18 protein-coding genes are annotated in these 21,538 nt (G+C 73.3%); 4 read left to right on the forward strand and 14 right to left on the reverse strand.

Going from position 1 to position 21,538, the window contains the following annotated elements; translation table 11 throughout:
• Positions 1-48 precede the first annotated feature (48 nt).
• From AVW11_RS02705 to AVW11_RS02750, 10 genes are all read right to left on the reverse strand, one after another.
• Positions 49-1,326 carry an MFS transporter gene (locus tag AVW11_RS02705; protein WP_060179036.1) on the reverse strand — a complete coding sequence of 426 codons (1,278 nt, stop codon included), beginning with the start codon at positions 1,324-1,326 and terminating at the stop codon, positions 49-51.
• Positions 1,327-1,445: 119 nt separating this feature from the next.
• Complete coding sequence (locus AVW11_RS02710; RefSeq protein WP_060179037.1) at positions 1,446-2,477, reverse strand: winged helix DNA-binding domain-containing protein; 1,032 nt, start codon at positions 2,475-2,477, stop codon at positions 1,446-1,448.
• A gap of 12 nt (positions 2,478-2,489) precedes the next feature.
• Positions 2,490-3,134 carry a 4'-phosphopantetheinyl transferase family protein gene (locus AVW11_RS02715; protein ID WP_076043095.1) on the reverse strand — a complete coding sequence of 215 codons (645 nt, stop codon included), beginning with the start codon at positions 3,132-3,134 and terminating at the stop codon, positions 2,490-2,492.
• Positions 3,134-7,072, reverse strand: coding sequence for a non-ribosomal peptide synthetase (locus tag AVW11_RS02720; protein ID WP_076043096.1), 3,939 nt, complete (start codon positions 7,070-7,072; stop codon positions 3,134-3,136). Before AVW11_RS02720 ends, AVW11_RS02715 begins: the two co-directional genes overlap by 1 nt.
• 15 nt (positions 7,073-7,087) lie before the next feature.
• Positions 7,088-8,302, reverse strand: a complete 1,215-nt coding sequence (locus AVW11_RS02725; RefSeq protein WP_030845407.1) for a cytochrome P450 — start codon at positions 8,300-8,302, stop codon at positions 7,088-7,090.
• A gap of 1 nt (position 8,303) precedes the next feature.
• A complete protein-coding gene (locus tag AVW11_RS02730) occupies positions 8,304-8,507 on the reverse strand; it encodes an MbtH family protein (RefSeq protein ID WP_076043097.1) in 204 nt (67 codons plus the stop codon).
• A gap of 16 nt (positions 8,508-8,523) precedes the next feature.
• Positions 8,524-9,270, reverse strand: coding sequence for a thioesterase II family protein (locus tag AVW11_RS02735; RefSeq protein ID WP_076043098.1), 747 nt, complete (start codon positions 9,268-9,270; stop codon positions 8,524-8,526).
• 3 nt (positions 9,271-9,273) lie between these two features.
• Positions 9,274-11,106, reverse strand: a complete 1,833-nt coding sequence (locus tag AVW11_RS02740) for a non-ribosomal peptide synthetase (protein WP_079250482.1) — start codon at positions 11,104-11,106, stop codon at positions 9,274-9,276.
• Complete coding sequence (locus AVW11_RS02745) at positions 11,103-12,614, reverse strand: aldehyde dehydrogenase family protein (protein ID WP_076043151.1); 1,512 nt, start codon at positions 12,612-12,614, stop codon at positions 11,103-11,105. Before AVW11_RS02745 ends, AVW11_RS02740 begins: the two co-directional genes overlap by 4 nt.
• A 127-nt stretch (positions 12,615-12,741) precedes the next feature.
• A complete protein-coding gene (locus AVW11_RS02750; protein ID WP_076043099.1) occupies positions 12,742-13,740 on the reverse strand; it encodes an AfsR/SARP family transcriptional regulator in 999 nt (332 codons plus the stop codon).
• Positions 13,741-13,915: 175 nt separating this feature from the next.
• Here AVW11_RS02750 and AVW11_RS02755 point away from each other — a divergent pair, with 175 nt between their 5' ends.
• The 3 genes from AVW11_RS02755 to AVW11_RS02765 all read left to right on the forward strand — a co-directional run bounded on the left by AVW11_RS02755 (position 13,916) and on the right by AVW11_RS02765 (position 17,486).
• Entirely contained in the window at positions 13,916-15,517 is a 1,602-nt protein-coding gene (locus tag AVW11_RS02755) for a tryptophan halogenase family protein (protein WP_030845397.1), read from the forward strand.
• Positions 15,518-15,601: 84 nt separating this feature from the next.
• Positions 15,602-16,222, forward strand: a complete 621-nt coding sequence (locus AVW11_RS02760; RefSeq protein WP_225884601.1) for a flavin reductase family protein — start codon at positions 15,602-15,604, stop codon at positions 16,220-16,222.
• Positions 16,209-17,486: a cation:proton antiporter domain-containing protein gene (locus AVW11_RS02765; protein WP_078093668.1), complete on the forward strand. Its 1,278-nt coding sequence runs from the start codon at positions 16,209-16,211 to the stop codon at positions 17,484-17,486. Before AVW11_RS02760 ends, AVW11_RS02765 begins: the two co-directional genes overlap by 14 nt.
• Positions 17,487-17,521: 35 nt before the next feature.
• Here AVW11_RS02765 and AVW11_RS02770 read toward each other — a convergent pair whose 3' ends face one another.
• The 4 genes from AVW11_RS02770 to AVW11_RS02785 all read right to left on the reverse strand — a co-directional run bounded on the left by AVW11_RS02770 (position 17,522) and on the right by AVW11_RS02785 (position 20,700).
• Positions 17,522-18,031 (reverse strand): GNAT family N-acetyltransferase, encoded by a 510-nt coding sequence (locus AVW11_RS02770; protein ID WP_030845391.1) that lies wholly within the window; start codon positions 18,029-18,031, stop codon positions 17,522-17,524.
• A 35-nt stretch (positions 18,032-18,066) separates the two neighbouring features.
• Positions 18,067-18,492: a universal stress protein gene (locus AVW11_RS02775; RefSeq protein WP_076043100.1), complete on the reverse strand. Its 426-nt coding sequence runs from the start codon at positions 18,490-18,492 to the stop codon at positions 18,067-18,069.
• A 9-nt stretch (positions 18,493-18,501) separates the two neighbouring features.
• Positions 18,502-20,010 carry an APC family permease gene (locus AVW11_RS02780; RefSeq protein ID WP_076043101.1) on the reverse strand — a complete coding sequence of 503 codons (1,509 nt, stop codon included), beginning with the start codon at positions 20,008-20,010 and terminating at the stop codon, positions 18,502-18,504.
• A gap of 96 nt (positions 20,011-20,106) precedes the next feature.
• Entirely contained in the window at positions 20,107-20,700 is a 594-nt protein-coding gene (locus AVW11_RS02785) for a histidine phosphatase family protein (protein WP_030845385.1), read from the reverse strand.
• A gap of 24 nt (positions 20,701-20,724) precedes the next feature.
• On the opposite strand from AVW11_RS02785, the gene AVW11_RS02790 reads away from it, so the two are divergent.
• Entirely contained in the window at positions 20,725-21,528 is an 804-nt protein-coding gene (locus tag AVW11_RS02790) for a YoaK family protein (protein WP_107423225.1), read from the forward strand.
• Positions 21,529-21,538: the final 10 nt, after the last annotated feature.

Below are 21,538 nucleotides of genomic sequence, written 5' to 3' on the forward strand. Positions count from 1 at the left end.
CGGGTGCCGCTGGGCGGGCACCCGCTCCCGGGGGGCCGGGCCGGACCGTCAGGCGGTGATCCGGGTCTCGTCCGCGGCCGGAGATCCCTCCTCGGCGGTGTCGTCGCCGCCGGGCATTTCCTTGATCTTGGCGACCGGCCCGCTGAGCAGGGTCAGGCCGCCGATGATGGTGACGGTGCCGGCCACCGCGAGGCCGCCGGTCAGGCCGATCGCCTCGCCGAGTGCACCGCCGGCGAAGTAGCCGAGGGACAGGGCGCCGTACACCGCCGAGAGGGCGGTGCCGCTGACGCGGCCCATCTGCTCGTTCGGGGTGACACCCTGCACCAGGCTGAGGACGTGGATGTCGAACATCGGGGACACGAAGCCGATGACGGCCTGGACCACGATCAGGCCGACGAAGCCGCCGACCGCGCCGCCCGTCGGGACGAGGATGTAGCCGGCGCCGAGCACGACCGCGGTGATGACCAGCAGGCGGCCGACCGAGAGGCTCTTGGAGACGACCTCGGAGAGGACCGCGCCGACGATGACGAAGACCGACATGACGGCGAAGGCGATGCCGACCTGGCCGGGGCTGAGGTTCAGCTCCTTGTAGGCGTAGACGATCAGGATGGCGTCGCCCATCGCGGCACCGAGGTTGACCACGACGTTGGCGGTGAACAGGCCGCGCAGGATCGGGTTGCCGAAGAGGGTCTTCATGCCCTCCCGCATCTCCGCCTTCGCGGAGGCCTTCCGCTCCTCGGTCCGCTCGCGCACGTCCCGGTGGCGGATGACCAGCAGGGCGATGAGCGAGATGAGGAAGGTGAACGCGTCGGCGGTGATGGCGCGTGCGGCGCCGAGCAGCTGGATGAGCGCGCCACCGGCGCCGGCGCCTACCGCCTCGGCGACGCTGCGGCTGATCTGGAGCTTGGTATTGCCCTCGATGAGGTTCTCGGTGCCGATGAGCTGGGGCAGCCAGGACTGGTAGGAGACCTCGAAGAAGGTGGTGAGGCAGCCGGTGATGCCGGCCACGATGAAGATATGCGCCATGGTGACGGAGTCGAGCGCGAACGCCAGCGGGATCGTGGCCAGGGCCAGGAAGCGGCCCAGGTCGGCGACGATCATGACGGTGCGCCTCGAGACCCGGTCGGCCACCAGCCCTGCGATCGGGGCGAGCAGCAGGAAGGGGAGGAAGCGCAGCGCGCCGAGCACGCCGACCTCCAAGGCTCCGCCGTCCAGCACCACGACCGCGAGGGTCGGTAGCGCGAGAAGGGAGATCTTGTCGCCGAAGTTGCTGACGGTCTGCCCGAACCACAGGCGATTGAAATCGGAATGCCGACCGAGTGCCATGTCGACGCCCTTTTCTGATTGGGTACGGAATTGTCGGACGGCACTGACGCTATGGACCCGGAGTTAGACCCCGGTTATGAATTCCGGGACTATAGAACGCTTGTAGACATGCGATGAGTTCAGCTGGAGAAGCGTGCGATGTCGGCGCTCTCGCGGGCGATCCCGGCGGCCACGGCGGGGCTCAGGGGCTCGGTCCCGGGGAAGGGCTCGACCTTGACCGGCGTCCCGCGGCGGCCGCCCGACCAGGTGCCGACGGCCAGGCCGTCGACCACCACGGTGGCGCGGATCTGCCCGCCGCCGGGCCACACCCGGCGCTCGTGCTCGGCGGGCACCGAGAGGTCCCGGCTGCGATAGCCGACAAGGTAGTTGTCGTAGGCCGGCAGCAACCGCACGTCGGGTTCGCCGCGGACGGGCGGGGCGTCGGGGGCAATGTCCCGTACGGCGGCCCAGGCGTTTTTGCCGGCGGTGGTCTTCAGCCCCGACCAGTGGACGAAGTCGAGGGCGTCGCAGGGCCCGTGGGCCGATCGGTAGCGCCGGGCGAGTTCCCGTACGGCCGCTTCCCCGGTGTAGGGGACGGGTCCGGTGTCGGGCAGCCAGTCGTCGAGGAGGACGAAGGTGGCCTCACCGTCGCGTTGCGGTCCGTGGCAGATCACGCCGGCCAGGGCCGCGCGGCGGATGAGGTGGAAGGCGGACTGCCCCTTCGGCTCGACGCCGAGGGTGGTGAGCCGGTCGGTGAGCCGGGCGCGGGTCAGCGGGCCCTCCGCGGCGATCGCGTCGGCGATGAGCCGCTCCGAGCGCGCGCACAGGGCCTCGTCCAGGCCGAGTTCGCGCAGGCGCCGGGCGGCGAGCGCGAGGTAGACGGGGCCGAAGAGGCCCAGCAGCCAGCGGGCGTCGGCGGCGGGCACCAGCTGGAGGGTGCCGCGCATGAACCAGCCGCGTACGGCCGTGCGTTCGATGTCGGTGGCCCGGCGGACCGCCTCCTGTGTCAGCCCGCGGGCCCGCGCCCGCAGCCCGAGCTCCGCCGCGGGCAGGTCCTGGGCCTGGACGGCCAGCACCCGGTCCAGGACGGCGGCGACGGAGTCCTCCCGGACCTCGCCCCCGATCGCCTGTGCGCGTGCCCTGAGCAGCCGTTCGGTCGTACGTCGTTCCACGTGTCCAGTCTTTCAGCCGAGCAGCCGCAGCCGCATCTCCTCGCGGGCCGCCACACATCCGACGGCCTGCGCGCAGCCCCAGTCCAGCAGCCGCCAGCCGTGCCAGCGCGGCGGCTCCTGCCCGTACACGGGAACGTCGAGGCGGGCCGGCTCGTCGAGCGTGCCCGCCCCGACCTTGACCAGGGACTCCTTTCGTACCCACTGGCGCAGGAAGGCGCGCCGCGGGTGGGTGGCCGACCGCAGGGCGGCCAGTTCCTTCGCGGTGCAGACGGCCTCAGCCGTCCGCCAGTCCACGTCCGTGCCGTCGACGGCCTCCACGTCCACGCCGACGGGGCCGTCGGCCGCGGCCGCCGCGACCCAGCCCCGGGCGTGCGCGAGGCTGACGGCGGTCGCGGGCGCCTCGACGAGCCGGGGCCTGCCGTGCGGCCGCTCGCAGGAGCCGCAGCTCTGAACGACGGTGAGGCTCTGCGCCGGGCGGCCCAGGAGCCGCCCGGCGCAGAGCCGGACCAGTGCGTGCGCGGCCAGGAAGTCGTCCCGGTCGGCGGCCGACCGGAGGGCGCCGGCGCGGTCCAGTTCGGTACGGGTCAGCAGCTCCCGTACGTCCCCGGCCGCGGCCAGCACCGCTCCGGTCGGCCCGGCCAGTGCGAGACCGGCCATCAGCGCCTGCGGCGCAGCACCGCGTAGTAGCCGGGCAGCCGCAGCGCGTCGGAGTCCGACCGGGGGTCGATGGCGTGGAGTTCTATCGCCTCGTCCTCGACGATCTCCCAGCCGTCCGCGCCGAAGGCCTCGGCCAGTTCGGGCCGGGTGAAGCGGTGCGAGTGCCGGACGCCGGCCGCCTCCAGCGGGCCGACCAGGTCCTCGGCGCGGCCCCGCTTGCCGCCCACGAAGCCCAGGTAGCCGAAGGAGTTGCTGGAGTAGTCGGGCTCGTGCACGATCAGTGTTCCCTCGTCGCCCAGCAGCCGGTCGGCGACCGCGGCGAGCCGGGCCCGGGCCTCGGTGTCCAGGACGTGGAAGACGCCGCGGACGAAGATGTTGTAGGGCCCCTCCCCCAGGACGGCGGCCTGTTCGGCGTCGGTCATGTCGATCGCCAGGTAGTCGACGTTCGCCACGCCCTCCGCCTCGCGCTTGGCGTGGTCGATGGCGCTGGCGGAGACGTCGACGCCGACGACCCGCGGGTAGTGCGGGGCGAGTTCGCGGCTGTAGCGGCCGTTGCCGCAGCCGAGGTCGATGAGCGGCAGGTCGCCGCGGAAGTGGCGCTGCGCCTGGTCGAGGAGCCACTGGAACTCCTCGCCGCTGTCGGCGTCCCAGATGACGTCGCCGCCGCGGCCGGTGCGGCTGATGCCCGCCCAGTAGCGCTCCCAGGCGTCGCCGGTGTCGCGCTCCTCGGCCTTGGCCGCGCCGGCGCCGTCCGCGCCGGGCGGCGGGGAGTGGCGCTCCCAGGCCTCGTCCTCGCCGAGGGCCTCCAGCAGCGCCGTGAACTCCTCGAACATGGTGTCGATGAGGCCGTCGGGGTAGACGGCGGGCAGGAAGTCCCAGTTGAAGGTGAGTCCTTCGGGCTTCTCGAAGACCTGGAAGTCCAGGGAGACCTGGGGGGTCTGGGAGATGCCGTAGACCGGGGCGCCCAGCTCGGTCTCCTCGTACTGCGGCGGGTGGCCGGCCAGGCTGGTCATCACCACGGGCATGGCCGGGGCGAGGGAGCCGCGCAGCTTGGTCAGTTCGCGCAGGACCTGCACCCCGCTGAAGTAGCGGTGCTCCAGGTCGGCCCACAGGCGGCGCTGGACGGCCTGGGCGCGTCCGGCGAAGGTGGAGTCCTGCTGTTCGACGGCGAGCAGCAGGGTGGTGGTGGTGTCCGCGAGCAGGGCGTTGACCTGGGGGTGCAGCGGGAGCCGGTTGAAGAGCGGGAAGTTGATGGTGAAGCGGGCCTGCCCGGAGGCCTTGCCGAGGATCTCGGCGTAGGCGGCGGCCAGCACTCCGGAGGGGGTCACCTCGCGGGCGTGCGCCCGCTCCTGGATCCGGGTCCACTGCTCGGGGGAGACGACGTGGCTGCGCCGTTCGAAGCGGACGGGCAGCTCGGGGGCGTCGGCCGGCCGCTCGGGCAGTTCGGGGGCGGGCGGGAGGGTGGCGAGGCGGTCGCGCCAGTACCACTCGGAGCGGCGGTAGATCTCGCTGTCGCGCAGCGAGTTGCCGATGGCGAGCACGTAGTCGCGGAAGGTCAGCTCCAGCGGGGCGAGTTCGGCGTCCGGTTCCACGTAGTAGGTGACCAGGTCGGGGATGAGGACCTGGAAGTAGCTCCAGGCGTCGGCGACGAGGAAGTCCAGCGAGAGGTGGATCCGGGCCCGTCCGCCGCCGAGCAGGCTGATCCGTACGTCGAACAGCGGCCAGGCGTCGGCGTCGAGCACCTGGTGGGACAGCCGCTCGCGCAGGTCGGCCAGTTCGGCCGCGCGGGTCTCCTCGTCGAGGCCGCCGAAGTCGGTGACGGGGATCTCGTAGTCCGGGACCTCCTCGAAGACCTGCTGGGTGCCGTTGGGCAGGACCCGGGTGCGCAGGGCGTCGTGGCGTTCGACGAGGCGGCGCCAGGCTCGCTCGAAGCGGGGCACGTCGAGCTTCTCGCTCTCCCACTCGAAGTAGCCGTGGCAACCGACGTTGCCGAGTTCCACGAGCCCGCCGCGGCCGATCCACAGCGCCTGCTGGCTCTCGGTCAGCGGGAACGGCTCGAAGCGGGCGGCCGGGTCGGGGACGATCGCCGGGAGTCCGCCGAAGGAGCCGCGGCCGCCCGCGCGTTCGGTGGTGACCAGGGTGGCGAGTTCGGCGACGGTGGGGCAGGTCGACAGGTCGGAGAGGCTCAGCTCGACGCCGTAGCGGCGGCGGATCTCGTCGATGAGCTGGAAGGCGAGCAGCGAATGGCCCCCCAGCTCGAAGAAGTTGTCGTGGATGCCGACGCCGTCGGTGCGGAACGCGTCGGCCCACAGCCGGCTCAGGGCGTCCTCGACCTCGTTGCGCGGCGCCTCGTAGCCGGCGCCGACGCCGTCGCGGCCTTCGGGGGGCTGGGGCAGGCTGCGGCGGTCGACCTTGCCGTTGGGCAGCCGCGGGAGGGAGGGCAGCACGACGACGGCGGCGGGGACCATGTAGTAGGGCAGGGTGCGGGCGACTTCGGCGCGCACCGCGGCCGAGTCGGGTTCGGCCCCGTCGGCCGGGGACACGTAGGCGACGAGCCGCTTGTCGCCGGGGCCGCGCTCCTGGGTGACGACGACGGCCTCGGCGATGTCGTCGAGGCGTGCGATGTGCGTCTCGACCTCGCCGAGCTCGACGCGGAAGCCGCGGATCTTGACCTGGGAGTCGGAGCGGCCGAGGAGCTCGACGGCGCCGTCCTCGCGGCGGCGGGCGAGGTCGCCGGTGTCGTAGAGCACCGGGTGCGGGTCGCCCTCGACGAAGTTGGGGAGGAACTTGGCGGCGGTGAGCTCGGGGCGGCCGTGGTATCCGGCCGCGACGCCGGCGCCGGAGACGTGCAGCCGGCCGACCTCGCCCTCGGGGACCGGGCGGCCTTCCTCGTCGAGGAGGTGGACGCGGAGGTTGGCGATGGGGACGCCGACCGGGACCTGGCGGGTGGCGCGGACCTCCTCGGAGGTGGCCTGGCTGGTGAAGTCGGTGCCGGTGCCGAGGTCGAGGCAGGACAGCACGTTGGTGGTCTCGGTGGTGCCGTAGGTCATCACCACGCGGAAGGGGGTGTCGACGGGCGGCCAGCTGTGGACGCGCTCGGCCGTGGTCACCAGGATCCGCAGCGCCGTGTCCGCCGGCCACCGCAGGCCCCACACGGACTCGGCCAGCGCGGCCACCAGCATCGTGTGGGTGATGCCCTCGCCGGCCAGCCAGTCGCGGATCTGCTCGGGGGTCTGCGCCTGGCCCGCCTCGGGGATGTGGATCGCGGCGCCGGCCGGCAGGTAGGCGAGCCACTCCATGATCTGGACGGCGAAGCCGGGGGTGGACATCCAGGAGGCGCGGTCGCCGGGCAGGACCCCGTAGGCGCGGGTGGTCCAGTGGACCAGGTTGGTGAGCGCGCCGTGCCGCTCCAGGACGGCCTTGGGGGTGCCGGTGGAGCCGGAGGTGTAGATGAGGTGGCTGACGGTGTCGGGGCGGGTCACGGACGCGGGCGCGGTGTCCGGCATCCCCTGGCCGGCGGTGGCGACCTCGGCACGCGGGACGTCCTCGGGTATCCGGCGGGCGAGTTCGGCCGGGGTGAGCACGAGCAGCGGGTCGGCGTCGGCGATCATCGCGGCGAGCCGGTCGTCGGGGTTGACCGGGTCGAGGGCGACGATCGCGGCGCCCGTCTTGAGGATCGCCACGGAGCCCAGGACGTATTCGGCGCTGCGCGGGTAGCAGAGGCCGACCCTGGTGCCGGGTCCGGCGCCGCGGGCGATCAGCGCGTGCGCCAGGCGGTTGGTGGCGGCTTCCAGTTCGGCGTAGGTCCAGGTGCGGTCGCCCTGCGCGAGGGCGGTGGCCGCGGGGGTGCGGGCGGCCTGTCCGGCGAGGAGTTCCGGGTACCCGGTCGTGGGGAACGCGGCGTCCGAACGGTTGAAGTCGACGAGTGCGGTGGTCACAGTACGGGCCCTTTCTTACTTCGCGAAGGCTCGGCTGCGCAGCAGCCGCACGGGGAGACTGTTGATCCCCCAGGTGAAGTTGGACGAGTTGAAGGTGGCGGGACCGGTCAGTTCGAACCCGTCCAGTACGGCGAGCATCTCGGTGAGCAAGGCGCCGAGTTCGAAGCGGGCGAGGCGGGCGCCGAGGCAGAGGTGGCGGCCGTGCCCGAAGGCGACGTGCCGGTTGGGGCGGCGGTCGACGCGGAAGGAGTGCGGGTCGGCGAAGACGTCCTCGTCCCGGTTGGCCGAGACGTTCCACAGCGTCACGCGGGCGCCTGCGGCGACGGGGATCCCGTTGATCTCGGTGTCGCGGGCGGCGGTGCGCAGGGCGTGCACCCCGGGCGTGGTCCAGCGCAGGATCTCCTCGACGGCCGGGGCGATGCCGTCGGGTCCGAGGCCGCGCAGCAGCCGCCACTGGTCGGGGTGCTCGGCGAACATGTGGACCGCGCCGGCCGCCGAGTAGCGGGTGGTCTCGTTGGCTCCGGACAGCACGCCGTTGAGGTTGAAGACGATCTCGTGGTCGCTGAGCGGGCGTTCGCTGCCGTCGCCCTCGTCCACGAGGGTGTCGTGGGCGATCTGGCTGACCAGGTCGTCGCCGGGGCGGGCCCGGCGTTCGGCGAGCAGCTCGATGAAGTAGAGGAAGATCTCCGAGTGGGCGCTGCTGCGCACCGCCTCGTCCGGGGAGTCGAAGGCGTCGGTGGTCAGGGCGCCGATCCAGGCCCAGTCGGGGCGCGGGATGCCCAGGATGGCGCAGACCACCCGGTTGGGCAGCTGCTTGGCGAGGTCGATGAAGTCCAGCTCGTCGCGTTCGGCGGCCTCGGTGACGAGGTCGGCGACGACCTGTTCGACGAGGGCTTCGAGGCGGGGCATCTGCTGCGGGCCGAAGGCCTGTCCGAGGGCCCGCTTGAGGCGGGTGTGGTGCGGGACGTCGGAGACGATGAGCATGCGCTGGGCGACCGCGGCGACGGCGGCGGGGTCGCTGCCCAGCCGCATGCCGCGGGCCGACAGGAAGGTGTCGCTGTCGGCGTAGACCTTCATGATGTCGCGGTGCCGGCTGAGCGCCCAGAAGCCGCCGTCGTCGCTGCCGGGCTCGGGGTGCCAGTGGACCGGCGAGTTGGCGCGCAGCCAGGTGAACGTCGGCCAGAAGTCGTTGCGGCCGAAGGGGCCCGGGTCGAGCAGGTCGATCTCCATCTCAGGCTCCTCGCAGGCTGAGCGGGCGGATGTCGGGCCAGTGGGCGTCGACGAAGGCGGCGCATTCGTCCTCGGTGCCGTCGAAGCCGGCCGGTGTCCAGCCGTCGGGCGTCTCGCGCGTGGCGGGGTACAGCGCGTACTGCCCCTCGTGGTTCACGAGGACCTGGTGGGTGGTGGGCACGGTGTCCTCCGGGCTCGGGCCGATGGGTGCGGGCGGGCTGTCAGGCGGTCGGGGTGAGGGCCGCGCCCTCGCCCCGCAGCAGGGCGCTCAGGTGGTCCAGTACGGGCTGGGGGCGGCGCAGTACGGCGTGGTGTCCGCCGGTGGTGGTGTGCCGGGTGAAGCCGGCGGTGGTGACCGCCGCCCAGCCGTCCAGGTCGGCCGAGCTGACGGTCTCGTCGCCGTCGGCGCCCCAGGCGTGCACGGGTACGGACAGGCGGGTGCCGGGCTGGTGGACGTAGCTCAAGGACAGCTGGGCGTCCTTGCGGAGCATTCCGACCATCAGGGCGCGGGTGTCCTCGTCGAGCAGCCGGGGGTCGAGGTCGGCGGTGTCGAAGAGCTTGTCCAGCTCCTCTCCGTCGTCGACGATGCCGCGGCCCGCTCCGGTCCAGTGGCCGGGGGCCCGGCAGCCGCTGACCACCAGGGCGCGCGGGGTGACCCGGCGGGAGACCTCGTAGCCGAGGAGGCCGCCGAAGCTGTGGCCGAAGACGATCAGCGGCCGGTTCCCGACGGTGGACACCAGTTCGGCCGCGATGGCCTCGACGGCCTCGTCGAAGGTGTCCGGCATCGGCTCGCGCCAGCGGTTCTCCCGGCCCGGGAGCTGTACGCCGTACACCTGCGCGGTGCCGTCCAGCGCGGGCTGCCAGGCGCGGAACTGCTGGCAGCCGGCCCCGGCGGGGGGCAGGCACAGCAGCACGGGCAGGGCCGGGTCGGCGGGGTCCGGCGCCCAGGTGGAGATCCAGGTTCCCATGGCCTACGCCCCTTCGGCGGCGGCGGCCGCATCCGCTGCGGGCCCGCCCTGTTCGGCGGCGAGCCGGTCGATCTCGGCGGCGACGTCGGCGACCGTCGGCCGGGCCAGCAGCGCGCCCAGGCCGACGCGCAGTCCGGTGGCGCGGCGCAGCTCGGAGACCGCGCGGGCGGCGGCCAGGGAGTGGCCGCCCAGGTCGAAGAAGTCCGACTCGGGGCCGGGGACCTCGGTGGCGAGCACCTCGGCCCACACGGTCATCACGGTGCGCTCGCTGGCGCTCACCGTGCCGTCCCCGGCCGCGCCGGGTCCGTCACCGTCCTCCGGCTGCTCCAGGGCCCGGGCCAGCGCGGCGCGGTCGGCCTTTCCGGTGGTCAGGGTCGGGATCCGGTCCAGTACCCGCACGGTGGCCGGTACCGCCGCGGCGGGCAGCTGCTTGCGGCAGCGCTCCACGACCCGGGTGGCGAGACCGGCCGGGTCGGCGACGCCGGGTGCCGCGACGACGGCGAGGCCGAGGGTCTGGCCGGCCGCCAGCGGGCAGCAGGCGGCGGCGACGACCTCGGGGAGTTCGGCGGCGACGCGTTCCACCTCGCCGAGCTCGATGCGGTGGCCGCGGACCTTCACCTGGTCGTCCCGTCGGCCCCGGTACTCCAGTTCGCCGCCGTCGCGGCGGATCACCACGTCGCCGGTGCGGTACATGCGGGTGCCGCCGCCCTGGAACGGGTCGGGCAGGAAGCGGCTCGCGGTGAGTCCGGGACGGCCCCGGTAGCCGCGGGCGACAGCCGGCCCGCCGAGGTAGAGCTCGCCCTCGGTGCCCGCGGGCACCGGCCGCAGCTCCTCGTCCAGTACGTAGGCCCGGTAGCCGGGCAGCGGTCGTCCGATGCTGGTCACGTCGTCCCCTCGTCGGCTGTCGGCCCAGGTGGCGGCGATGGTCACCTCCGTCGGCCCGTACACGTTGAGCAGCCGGCGGCCCTGGGCGAACCGTTCGGCGAGCGCGGCCGGGCAGGCCTCCCCGGCGACGACGACCACCTCGGCGGAGTCGAGCCCGGCGCCGTGGGCGGCGAGCAGCGACGGGGTGAGGGAGACGGTGCGCAGTCCGGCGGGCAGCGGCTCGCGGCCCTCCGCGGCGGCCTGCCGCAGTCCGTCCAGGGAGAGGTCGGTCAGCGCCACCCCCTGGCCGTGGACGAGGTAGAGCAGGGTGCACCAGAGCCAGCCGTCGAAGGCGGGCGAGACGGCGTTGAGTCCGAGTCCGCCGGAGGGCAGGCCGAGTCCGGAGAGGGCTTCGACGAAGGTGTCGAGGCCGCGGTAGGTGACCTCGACGCCCTTGGGGCGGCCGGTGGTTCCGGAGGTGTAGATGAGGTAGGCGCAGCTGTCGGGGGCGGGCGGGGACACGGCGAGCGCGCCGGGGGCGCCGCGGCGGACCTCGCGGGGGGTCAGCAGGACGGTCCCGCCCGTCTCCAGGCCGGCGGGCACGCCGGTGGCGACGAGGACCACGGCCCCGGCGTCGCGCAGTACGCCGCCGAGGCGTTCCACGGGGTGTCCGGGGTCCAGCGGTACGGCGGTCCCGCCCAGGCTCCAGACGGCGAGCAGGGCGGGCACGCTCTCGCGGGAGCGGCCCAGCAGCAGCCCCACCGAGGTCTCCGGGCCGACTCCGGCGCGGGTGAGGGCGGCGGCGTAGCGGGCGGTGCGGGCGGTCAGTGCCGCGTAGGTGAGGTTGCCGTCCACGGCCTTGACCGCGGTCTCGTTGGGCTGCTCGCGGGTCCACCGTTCCAGGCGGGCGAACAGCGGCGGGAGCCCGCCCGGGGCGTTCGCCCCGGCCGGCCCGGCATGGGGCTCGGTCATCCGTGGTTCCTCTCGGTGTCCGCGGGGCGGGCGGCCTCGGTGGCCCGCAGCCGCGGGCCGACCACCTGGCCGCCCTCGCCCTGCGGGAGCTGCATCGACTTGGTCTCCAGGAAGGACTCCAGCCCGGCCGTGCCGCACTCGCGTCCGATCCCGGACTGCTTGAACCCGCCGAACGGCGCGGCCGGGTTGAACTGGCCGCCGTTGACGTCGACCAGGCCGGAGCGGAAGCGGCGCGCCGTCTGCTCGGCGCGGGCGTCGTCGCCGGACCAGACCGCGCCGTGCAGCCCGTAGCGGGTGCCGTTGACGATCCGGACGGCCTGCTCCTCGTCGTCGTAGGGGATGACGGACAGCACCGGCCCGAAGATCTCCTCCTGGGCGATCGTGGTGAGCGGGTCGACGTCGGCGAAGACCGTCGGCCGGACGTAGTAGCCGGTGTCCAGGCCGTCGGGCCGGTCGGGGCCGCCGTGGACCAGGCGGGCTCCGCCCTCCTCGGCGCCGCGGCGGATGTATCCGGTGACGCGGGCGTGCGCGGCCGCGGACACCAGCGGGCCGAGGTCCGTCGCGGGGTCGCGCGGGTCGCCGGTGACGTAGCCGTCCATGGCCCGGATCGCGAGCTCCACCGCCTCGTCCTGGCGCTCGCGCGGCACCAGCAGCCGGCTCCACTGCAGGCAGGTCTGGCCGGTGTTGAAGAGCATCTGGTCGACGGTGGCGGCGACGGCCGGGGCCAGCTCGGCGTCGTCGAGGACGAGACTGGCGTTCTTGCCGCCCAGTTCGAGGTGGACGCGCTTGATCCGGTCGGCGCCGAGGGCGGCGACGTCGCGCCCGGCCCGGGTGGAACCGGTCAGGGAGACCACGTCGACGAGCGGGTGGGTGACCAGTGCCGTGCCGACGGTGTCGCCGGTGCCGACGACCATGTTGAAGACGCCCGGCGGCAGGTCGGCCTCGGCGATGGCCTCGGCGAGCAGCCGGGCGTGCAGCGGGGTGATCTCGCTCGGCTTGTGCACCACGGTGCATCCGGCGGCCAGGGCCGGGAGGATCTTCTGCACGGTGAGCAGCAGCGGGGTGTTCCACGGCGTGATGCAGGCGGCCACTCCGGCGGCCTCGCGCACGACGAGCGAGTGGCCGACGCGCTCCTCGAAGGCGTAGGAGGCGGCGGTCTCGACGCAGTGCGCGGCCATGCCGAGGGACAGTCCGACGTGGGTGTGGCGGGCCATCCGGGCGGGCGCGCCGACCTCGGCGGTGATGACCTCGGCGAAGCGTTCGGCCCGTACCTCCATGGCCTCGACGACCCTGCGCAGCAGGGCGGTCCGTTCGCGCAGCGGGGTGGCCGCCCAGCCGTCGAAGGCCGCGGCGGCCGCCCGGGCCGCGAGGTCGGCGTCCCGGGCGGTGCCGGCGGGCACCGTGGCCAGGGCGCGCTCGGTGGCGGGGTCGGTCACGACGAGGCGGCCGTCGGCCTCGGAGGGGACCCAGGCGCCGCCGATCCACTGGTCGGTGTAACGGGGCGGCAGCGGGGCCGCGTTCGGTTCGCCGCCGGGCGGTCTGGAGTCCTGCGGCGCGGTCGGCACGGTCAGCACGGTCACGGTGGGTTCCTCACTCGGTCACGGGATTCACGGGCTCGCTGAACAGCTGCGTGGGTCACGCGGTCGCGGGGTCCGCGGCGCGGGCCAGGACGGCCGGGGCCCGGTTGTCGGGCCTGGCCCTGCGGACCTGGCGGGCCAGGGCGGAGGTGCGGACCTCCGCGCTCCACGGAGGGGTTGCGGGCTGGCGGCCGGCGGGCCGCAGCGCGCGGACCGTGGCGGGGGCGCCGCCGACGGAGGCCGGGGCCTGGGCGGGAGCGGCGGCGCGGGCGGCGGACGGGATCAGGGTGCGCAGCAGCCGCTGGGTCTCCTGGCCGGGCGCCACGGCCAGCTCGTCGCGCATCCGGCGGGCGCACAACTCGTACCAGCGTCGTACGCAGGCCAGTTCGCCGCGGCGGCCGTGTGCGGCCATCAGAGCGCGGTAGGTCTCCTCGTGGTGGCGGTCGATCTCCAGCGTCCGCTTGCAGAGCTCGATCAGTTCCACGAAGTCCTCGCGGTCCTCGGCGTCGGCGCGCAGCACGCCCAGGGCCCGCAGGACCAGGGCCCTGAGGTATTCGCGCTGTTCGACGACCCAGTCGGCGCTCTCGCCACGCAGGAACTCGCCGCCGTACAGGGCGATCGCGGCCCGCAGCCGGGTCCGGGCGAGCACGGTGTCGCCGGCGCCGGCGGCGCGCAGGCCGGCGTGCACGAGCTCCTGGAAGCGGTCGAGGTCGCACCACAGGCCGGTGACGTGCAGGACGTAGCCGAAGTCGCGGTAGACCAGCCGGATCCCGGAGTCTCCGGGGCGGTCGGGGTGGGCGTCGAGGACCTGTCGCAGGGCGTGGGCGGCGACCTTGAGCGAGCTGCCCGCGGTGCTGTCGGTGCCGGGCCACAGCGACTCGTAGAGCCGGTCGCGGGTGAGCATCTGGCCGCGGTGGACGACCAGGTACTGGAAGAGGCCGCGGGCCTTGCCGGCCCGCCAGCGCCGTACGGGGGTGCCGTTCACGGTCAGCTCGAAATCGCCCAGGAAGCGGACGCGTACCGCCGGCCCCGCTGTCTCGGTCGCTGCGGTGGTCATCGCGTCCTCCCGGTCGTCGTGCCGCCTGCCGCTCTGCCTGCGAAGAGTGTGTTCGGGGGGCCTATATCGGGCCTACAACGGCCGGATCTTTTCGGTGTAGGGCGGTGATAGGGCGTTTTTCGACACTGATGAGCACGACCACCCGAACCGCCGACTCCGAAATGAGGGCTGTTTCATGACCAGCACCGACACCCGGCTTCAGAAGGTCGTCATCCTGGGAGGCGGCACGGCCGGCTGGATGACGGCCGCATATCTCGGCAAGGCGCTCCAGGGAACGGTCGACATCACCGTCCTCGAGGCGCCGACGATCCCGCGCATCGGGGTCGGCGAGGCGACCGTGCCCAATCTCCAGCGTTCGTTCTTCGACTACCTGGGGATCGCCGAGGACGAGTGGATGCGGGAGTGCAACGCCAGCTTCAAGATGGCCGTGCGCTTCGTGAACTGGCGCACCGGCGGGCAGGGCGAGTCGACGGCCCGGGAGCTGCCGGGCGGCGGCCCGGACCACTTCTACCACCCCTTCGGTCTGCTGCCGGACTACGACCAGACGCCGCTGTCGCACTACTGGTTCAAGCGCAAGTACGAGGGCCGCACCACCGAGCCGTTCGACTACGCCTGCTTCCGCGAGCCCCCCGTGATGGACGCGATGAAGGCCCCGCGCTGGCTCGACGGCCGGCCGGCCACCCGGTACGCCTGGCACTTCGACGCCCAGCTGGTGGCCGACTTCCTGCGCCGCTTCGCCACCGAGAAGCAGGGCGTGAACCACGTCCAGGACGAGATGGTCCGGGTCGAGCAGGACTCCCGCGGGCACGTGACGACCCTGCACACCAAGGGCGGACTGGCCCTGGACGCCGACCTGTTCGTGGACTGCTCGGGCTTCCGCGGGCTGCTGATCAACCAGGCGATGCAGGAACCGTTCATCGACATGAGCGACCACCTGCTGTGCGACAGCGCGGTGGCCACCGCCGTCCCGCACGACGACGAGGCGGGCGGGGTGGAGCCGTACACCTCGGCGATCGCCATGTCGTCGGGCTGGGCGTGGAAGATCCCCATGCTGGGGCGCTTCGGCACCGGTTACGTGTACTCCAGCAAGTTCACCGACCAGGACACCGCCACCGCCGAGTTCGCCGACATGTGGGGCCTGGACGCCGAGTCGACGAAGTTCAACCACATTCGCTTCCGGGTCGGCCGCAACCGCCGCGCGTGGGTGAAGAATGTCGTCAGCATCGGCCTGTCGTCCTGCTTCCTGGAGCCGCTGGAGTCGACCGGCATCTACTTCATCACGGCCGCGATCTACCAGCTGGCGAAGCACTTCCCGGACAAGACCTTCAACGAGGGTCTGATCGACAGCTTCAACCACGAGATCGAGGTGATGTTCGACGACACCCGCGACTTCATCCAGGCGCACTTCTTCTACGCGCCGCGCAACGACACGCCGTTCTGGCAGGCCAACAAGAAGCTGGTCCTCCCCGACAACATCAAGCAGAAGATCTCCGCCTACAAGGCCGGTCTGCCCATCAACTCCCCGATCACCGACGAGTCCACGTACTACGGCAACTTCGAGGCGGAGTTCCGCAACTTCTGGACCAACGGCAGCTACTACTGCATCTTCGCCGGCCTCGGTCTGGAGCCGGACGCCCCGCTGCCCACCCTCGCGCACCGGCCCGAATCGGTGGCCGGCGCCGAACCCCTCTTCGACACCGTCAAGCGCCAGCAGCAGAACCTGCTGGAGACCCTCCCCAGCGCGTACGACTACCTGCGCCAACTGCACGGCGCGTAAGGCCCCCCGCATCTGCGGCCCGGCAGCACGGCACTCCGCCGGCTGCCGGGCCGCAGTCGCTTCCAGCCACCTCAGGAGTCAGACATGCCCCACCGCTCCGCGCCCCATCCCGCCGCGCCGGACGAGTCGGCCAGAGACCGCCGCGCGGATCTGCGGCCCTTCATGGCCGCCTTCCCCAGCGGGGTGTCCATCGTCACCACTCTGGATTCGGACACTGTGCCCCACGGCCTGACCTGCAGTTCCGTCGCGAGCGTCGCCCTCGATCCGCCCACGCTGGTGGTGTGCGTACGGGCGGCGAGCCCGACGCTCGCGGTGGTCCTCGACCAGGGGGCCTTCGCTCTGAACCTGCTGCACGAGCGGGCCCGCGGTGCCTCCGACCTGTTCGCCTCGGGCGCCCCCGACCGCTTCGAACGCGTCGAGTGGCGGCTGCCGCTGGGCGCGGGCGGGCCGCACCTGACCGCGGACGCCCATGCCGTCGCGGACTGCGCCGTGGTCAGGACCATAGGCTTCGGGGACCACACGGCCGTGTTCGCCGAGGTCCACCGGGTGACCGTACGGGAGGATCCGCAGCCCCTGCTGTACGGTCTGCGCCGTTACGCCCAGTGGTCGCAGGCGGCCGCGGCCCCGCCGCCGGCCGCCCGCCTCGACCCGTCCGCCGCGCTGCGCCCCGGCGCGCCCGAAGGAGGCACCCGTGTCGTCCGCTGACCCGCTGCCCGCCCTGCTGGTCGCCGTCCCGGCGGTCATCCTCGCCTGCCAGGTCGGAGCCTCCGTCTGCCGCCGGTTCGGCCAGCCCCCGGTGGTGGGCGAGATCGCCACCGGCATCCTGCTGGGCCCGTCCCTGCTGGGCTGGATCTGGCCACAGGCCCAGCACGCGCTGTTCCCGGCGTCCGTGTTGCCGTACACCTCGGTGCTCGGCCAGCTCGGGCTGCTCGCCTTCATGTTCCTGGTCGGACTGGAGCTCGACCTGAAAAACCTGCGCGGTCACACCCGCGTCGCGGTCGCCGTGAGCCAGGCCGGGATGCTGCTGCCGCTGGCCCTGGGCGCGCTCCTCGCGGTCGCGATGTACGACGGCTTCGCCCCGGACGGCGTGGGCCGGACGCCGTTCATCCTGTTCATGTCGGTGGCCATGAGCATCACGGCGTTCCCGGTCCTGGCCCGGATCCTCATCGACCGGGGCCTGTACGGGACGCCGCTCGGGGCGCTCGCCATGGCCTGCGCGGCCGTGGACGATGTCGTCGCGTGGTGCCTGCTCGCCCTGGTGGTGGCCCTCTCCTCGGCCGGGTCCCCGGTGGAGGCGGCCACCACGGCCGGGCTCGCCGTGGCCTTCACGCTGGTCATGCTGTACGCGGTGCGGCCGCTGCTGGCCCGCTGGGCGGCCCGCGCCGACCGGGCCGGGGACGCGGCGGTCCTGGTGGCGCTGTTCAGCGGGCTGAGCGTGTCCGCGCTGGCCACCGACCTGATCGGCGTGCACGCGCTGTTCGGCGCGTTCCTGTTCGGTGTGGTCACCCCGCGCACCGGAGGGCGCATCGAGGTCTCGGCGGCCCGGCTGCGCGCCTTCACGGTGCCCGTGCTGCTGCCGCTGTTCTTCGTGCACACGGGCCTGCGCACCGACATCGGCGGACTGACGGCCTCGCCCGAGCTGTGGCTGTGGACGGGCGCGATCCTGGCCGTCGCCTTCCTCGGCAAGTGGGGCGGCGCCTCGGGGGCGGCGCGCGCCTGTGGAAGACCGTGGCGGGAGGCCCTGTCGATCGGCGCGCTGATGAACTGCCGCGGGCTGACCGAGCTGGTGGTGCTCAACGTCGGACTGGAACTGGGCGTCATCGGACCGCAGTTGTTCACCATGCTCGTCCTCATGGCACTGGTGACGACAGCCATCACCAGCCCGGCGCTGACCCGGCTGCGCGCCAAGGAGGTGCCCGCGCCGGACGGGGTGCCGGCGCCGCCCGAGGGCGCGCTCTCCCGCCCCTGACGACCGGCCCCGGCCGGCGGGTGCCTGACGGCTGTTCAGGCGCCCGCCGGCTGCTGCCGTCCCGCCGCCAGGTCGCGTTCGTAGCGGATCGCGGGACGGCCGTCCAGGACGGTCTCCCCCGTCGGCAGGAACCCGGTGCGCAGCAGCACCGTGCGGGATCCGGTGTTGTCGACGGCCGCCGAGGCGCGCAGGGTCCGCAGGCCGTACGTGTCCGCCGCCAGAAGCAGGACCTGCCGGACGGCGCTGGTGGCCAGGCCCCGTCCGGCGGCCTTCTCCGCGACGCGGAAGCCCAGTTCGGCGGAGCCGTCCTCGACGTCGATCAGGTTGATCCGCCCCAGCACCTCCCCGTCGCCGCCGATGATCAGGTGGAGGTGGTCGCGGCCCGCTGCCTGCCCGGCGAGGAGTTCGCCGTGACGGGCGTCGAAGTCGGCGAAGTACGCGTCCGAGCGGTCGGGCACCGACTGCGCGAAGTAGGCGCGGTTGGCGCGCTCGAACGCGAGGAGGGCCGGTGCGTGTTCGGCTCGGAGCCGCTGGAGTTCCGTCATCGCAGCATCCTAGGGCGGCGGCCTCCCCGTCCGCCTCATCGCGGCGCGCCCTCCGTCGGCACGCACAGCACGGGGATCGGCGAGAGGTGCAGGAGCTTGTGCGGGGTGGAGCCGAGCAGGGCGCCGCGCATCGGGCTGTCCCCCCAGCTGCCGACGATGATGACACGGGCGTCGTGGCGTCGGGCGGCGTCGAGCAGTGCCTGGGCGGGCTTCTCGTCGGCCACCTCGACGGTCGAGGGCACGCCGGCGGCGTCGGCCTCCCGGACGGCGTGCTCGAGGGCGTTGCGGCCCGCCTGGCGGACGGCTTCCCGGTGGGCGCGGGACTCCTCGCCGGTGGGGCCCGGGGCGGCCGCCCCGTAGACGAGGACGAGGGGTTCGCCGAAGGCGGTGGCCACCTCCAGCGCGACCTGCAGGGCCCGCTCGGCGCCCGGTGATTCGTCGTATCCGAGGACCACGGACATCGGGACTCCTCAACGCTTCGGGGGGTGGACGAGGGCCGGGTCGACCACGGTGCGCCGCTCCTGCCAGAACCGTCCGTCCCGTACCCGCCAGAAGCACATGACGAGCACGCCGACGAGGGCGATCGCGATCCCGATGACGAGCGGCGGGCCGAGTCCGAGCCAGGACACGCCGCTCGCGGAGTTCTCCGGGTTCGACATGTCCCCGATCGACTCGACCAGCAGCCAGATCAGCAGGCCGGCGCCGACGACCGGGCCGACGCCGATGAGCAGCAGGTTGTGCGGGCTCTCCATCAGGTGACGGCGGTAGTAGACGGCGCACGCCAGGCCGGTGAGCGCGTAGTAGAAGGCGATGAGCAGGGACAGCGCGGTGAGCGAGTCCAGGAGCGCGTTCTCGCTGATCTGGTTGACGGCGAGGTACCAGCCGATGGCGATGCCGGCCACCCACCAGGTGCTCACGTCCGGGGTGCGGAACCGCGGGTGGATGTGCGCGAGGTGCGGGGGCAGCGCGTGCCGGCGGGCCATGGACAGGGCGGTGCGGGAGGCGGGGATGATCGTCGTCTGGGTGGAGGCGAGCGCCGAGGTGCAGACGGCGAGGAGCACCACCCAGTCCCAGCCGCCCATGACCTCGCGGGCGAGCACCGCGAAGATGGCCTCCTCCTCGGCGGCGTTCTCGGCGAGGAAGGCGGTGCCGGCGTAGCCGACGACCGCGAAGCCGACGGAGAGGTAGGTGACCAGGAGGATGACGGTGGACCAGATCCCGGCCCTGCCGGGGGCCGTGGCGGAGTTCTCGACCTCCTCGGTGAGGTTGACCGCGGACTCCCAGCCCCAGTACATGAACACGCCGAGCAGCAGTCCGCCGGTGAGGGCGGCGCCGCCGGCGCCGAAGGGGTTGAGCCAGCTGAGGCTCGGCTCGATCTCCTCCAGGGTGCTGGTGCCGGCGTAGACGCGGTAGAGGGCGACCACCGCGAAGGTCAGGAGGAAGAAGACCTGGGCGAGGATGAGGATGTCCTGGAGGTGGGCCGACAGCTCGGTGCCGATGACGCAGATCGCGGTCATGGCCAGGATCACCGCGACGGTGAGGCCCTGCCGGATCCAGGGGTTGGCGGCCCAGCCGTCCAGTCCGAAGGCGAGCAGGCCGAAGTTGACGGCGACGTCCGCGAGCGAGCCGATGACCAGCACGCCCGTCATGGCGATCGCCCACCCGCCGAGCCAGCCCGCCCATGGGCCCATGGCCCGGGTCACCCAGGAGAAGGTCGTCCCGCAGTCCTGGTCGACCTTGTTGAGGTAGTAGAAGGCGGCCGCGATGAGCAGCATCGGCACGAAGGAGGCCAGCATGACGCCCGGCGCGTAGATCCCGACGAGGGCCACGATCGGCCCGAGGACGGCGGCGAGGGAGTAGGCGGGCGAGGTCGAGTTCAGGCCGATCACGAGCGCGTCGAGGAAGCCGATCGCGTTGGCCTTGAGCCCCGCTTCCCGGGTGGGCGTCCCGGGGCCGTCGCCCGCACCGTCATGGCTCATGTACGAATGGTCACGCAGGCGGCTCCGGAGCGCGAGGCGAGCGGGGCCGCCCGGACCCGGTCGGGGCACGGGCGTCCTGGACCGGCTGGGGGCGGGTCAGTCGCGGGCGTTCCAGCCGGCGATCACCGGGAGGCCGTGTTCCTTCGAGAGCGTGCTGACGGTGCCCGTGCGCAGCAGGAAGAGTCGGCCGTGCTCGGGCTCCAGGCGCAGGTAGCGGGCGGTCAGGACGCGCAGGAAGTGGCCGTGGGCGACGAGCACCACGTCGCCGTCGTCCGCGCGGAGCACGGGGGCGACCCGGGCCAGGACCCGGTCCGCGCGGGCGCCCACCTGGGCGGCGCTCTCGCCGGGATGGTCCGCGTCGCCGGGCGGGACGCCGTGGGTCCACAGGGACCAGTCGGGAGTGGTCCGGCGGATCTCCGCGGTGGTGACGCCCTCGTAGCCGCCGTAGTCCCACTCGTACAGGTCGGAGTCGATGCCGCCGCCGGGGAGCCCGGCGAGCTCGGCGGTGGCGACGGCCCGGCGCAGCGGGCTGCTCAGCACCAGCGCGGGTGTTCGGTCCCGGAAGTAGGGGGCCAGGCAGATCGCCTCCTCCACCCCGCGCGCGGTCAGCGGAACGTCGGTGCGCCCGGTGTGCCGCCCGTTGGCGCTCCAGGCCGTCTCACCGTGCCTCACCAGCAGGAGATCGCTCACCCTCCGGACCCTACGCCTTCCGGCATGTCGGCGCCGGAGGGCCGGGCGGACGTGTCACTGTCGGGCGTCATGGACGAGGACCGCAAGGCCGTGCGGACGGCCGGTTCGCTGCTTCCACCGCGCATGCCGGCCCTGTTGGTGGCCCTGACCGCGGTGACCGGGGTGATCGAGGCGGTGAGCCTGCTCGCGCTCGGGCCCGCCTTCACGGCGATGCAGACCGGGAACGTGCTGTTCCTGGCCTTCGGCGCTGCGCAGGCGGGCGACCTGCCGACGCTGCCGGCGGGGATCTCGCTGGCCGCGTTCGTCCTCGGGGTGGTCTGCGGCTCGCATGTGGAGGCCGTGCTGGAGGCCCGGGGCCGGCGCTGGTTCGTCCTGGGCCTCGTCCTGGAGGCCGGGCTGATCCTGGCGGCGGCGGCGCTGGCATGGGGGCTGGCGCCGCAGTACGGGTCGCCGACCCCGCGGCACCTGGCGGTGACGGCGGTCCTGGCGCTGGCGATGGGCCTGCGCAACACCACGATCATGCGGGCGAACGTGCCGGGGGTACCGACGACGCTGGTCACCCGGTCCATGACGGCCTTCCTCGGCGGTTCCGCCATGGGGCGCGACGCCGTCTACGGGTACGGGTCGGCCGGCTGGAAACTGCGCGGCCTGTCCATCGTCGCCATGTTCGCCGGGGGTTTCGTGGGGGCCCTGCTGATCCGGGCCGGTTGGACGGTCGGCTGGCTGCTGGTGCCGGCCGCCGCCACGGTGCTGGTCGTGGGTCTGGTCTATCGGGGGCAGCCCCCGCTGCACACCGGCTCGGCGGGCGGCCGGGAACGATCGCAGTGAACTATGCCGT

The organism is Streptomyces amritsarensis, from assembly GCF_001953875.1.
In the GTDB taxonomy this organism is placed as follows: Bacteria; Actinomycetota; Actinomycetes; order Streptomycetales; family Streptomycetaceae; genus Streptomyces; species Streptomyces amritsarensis.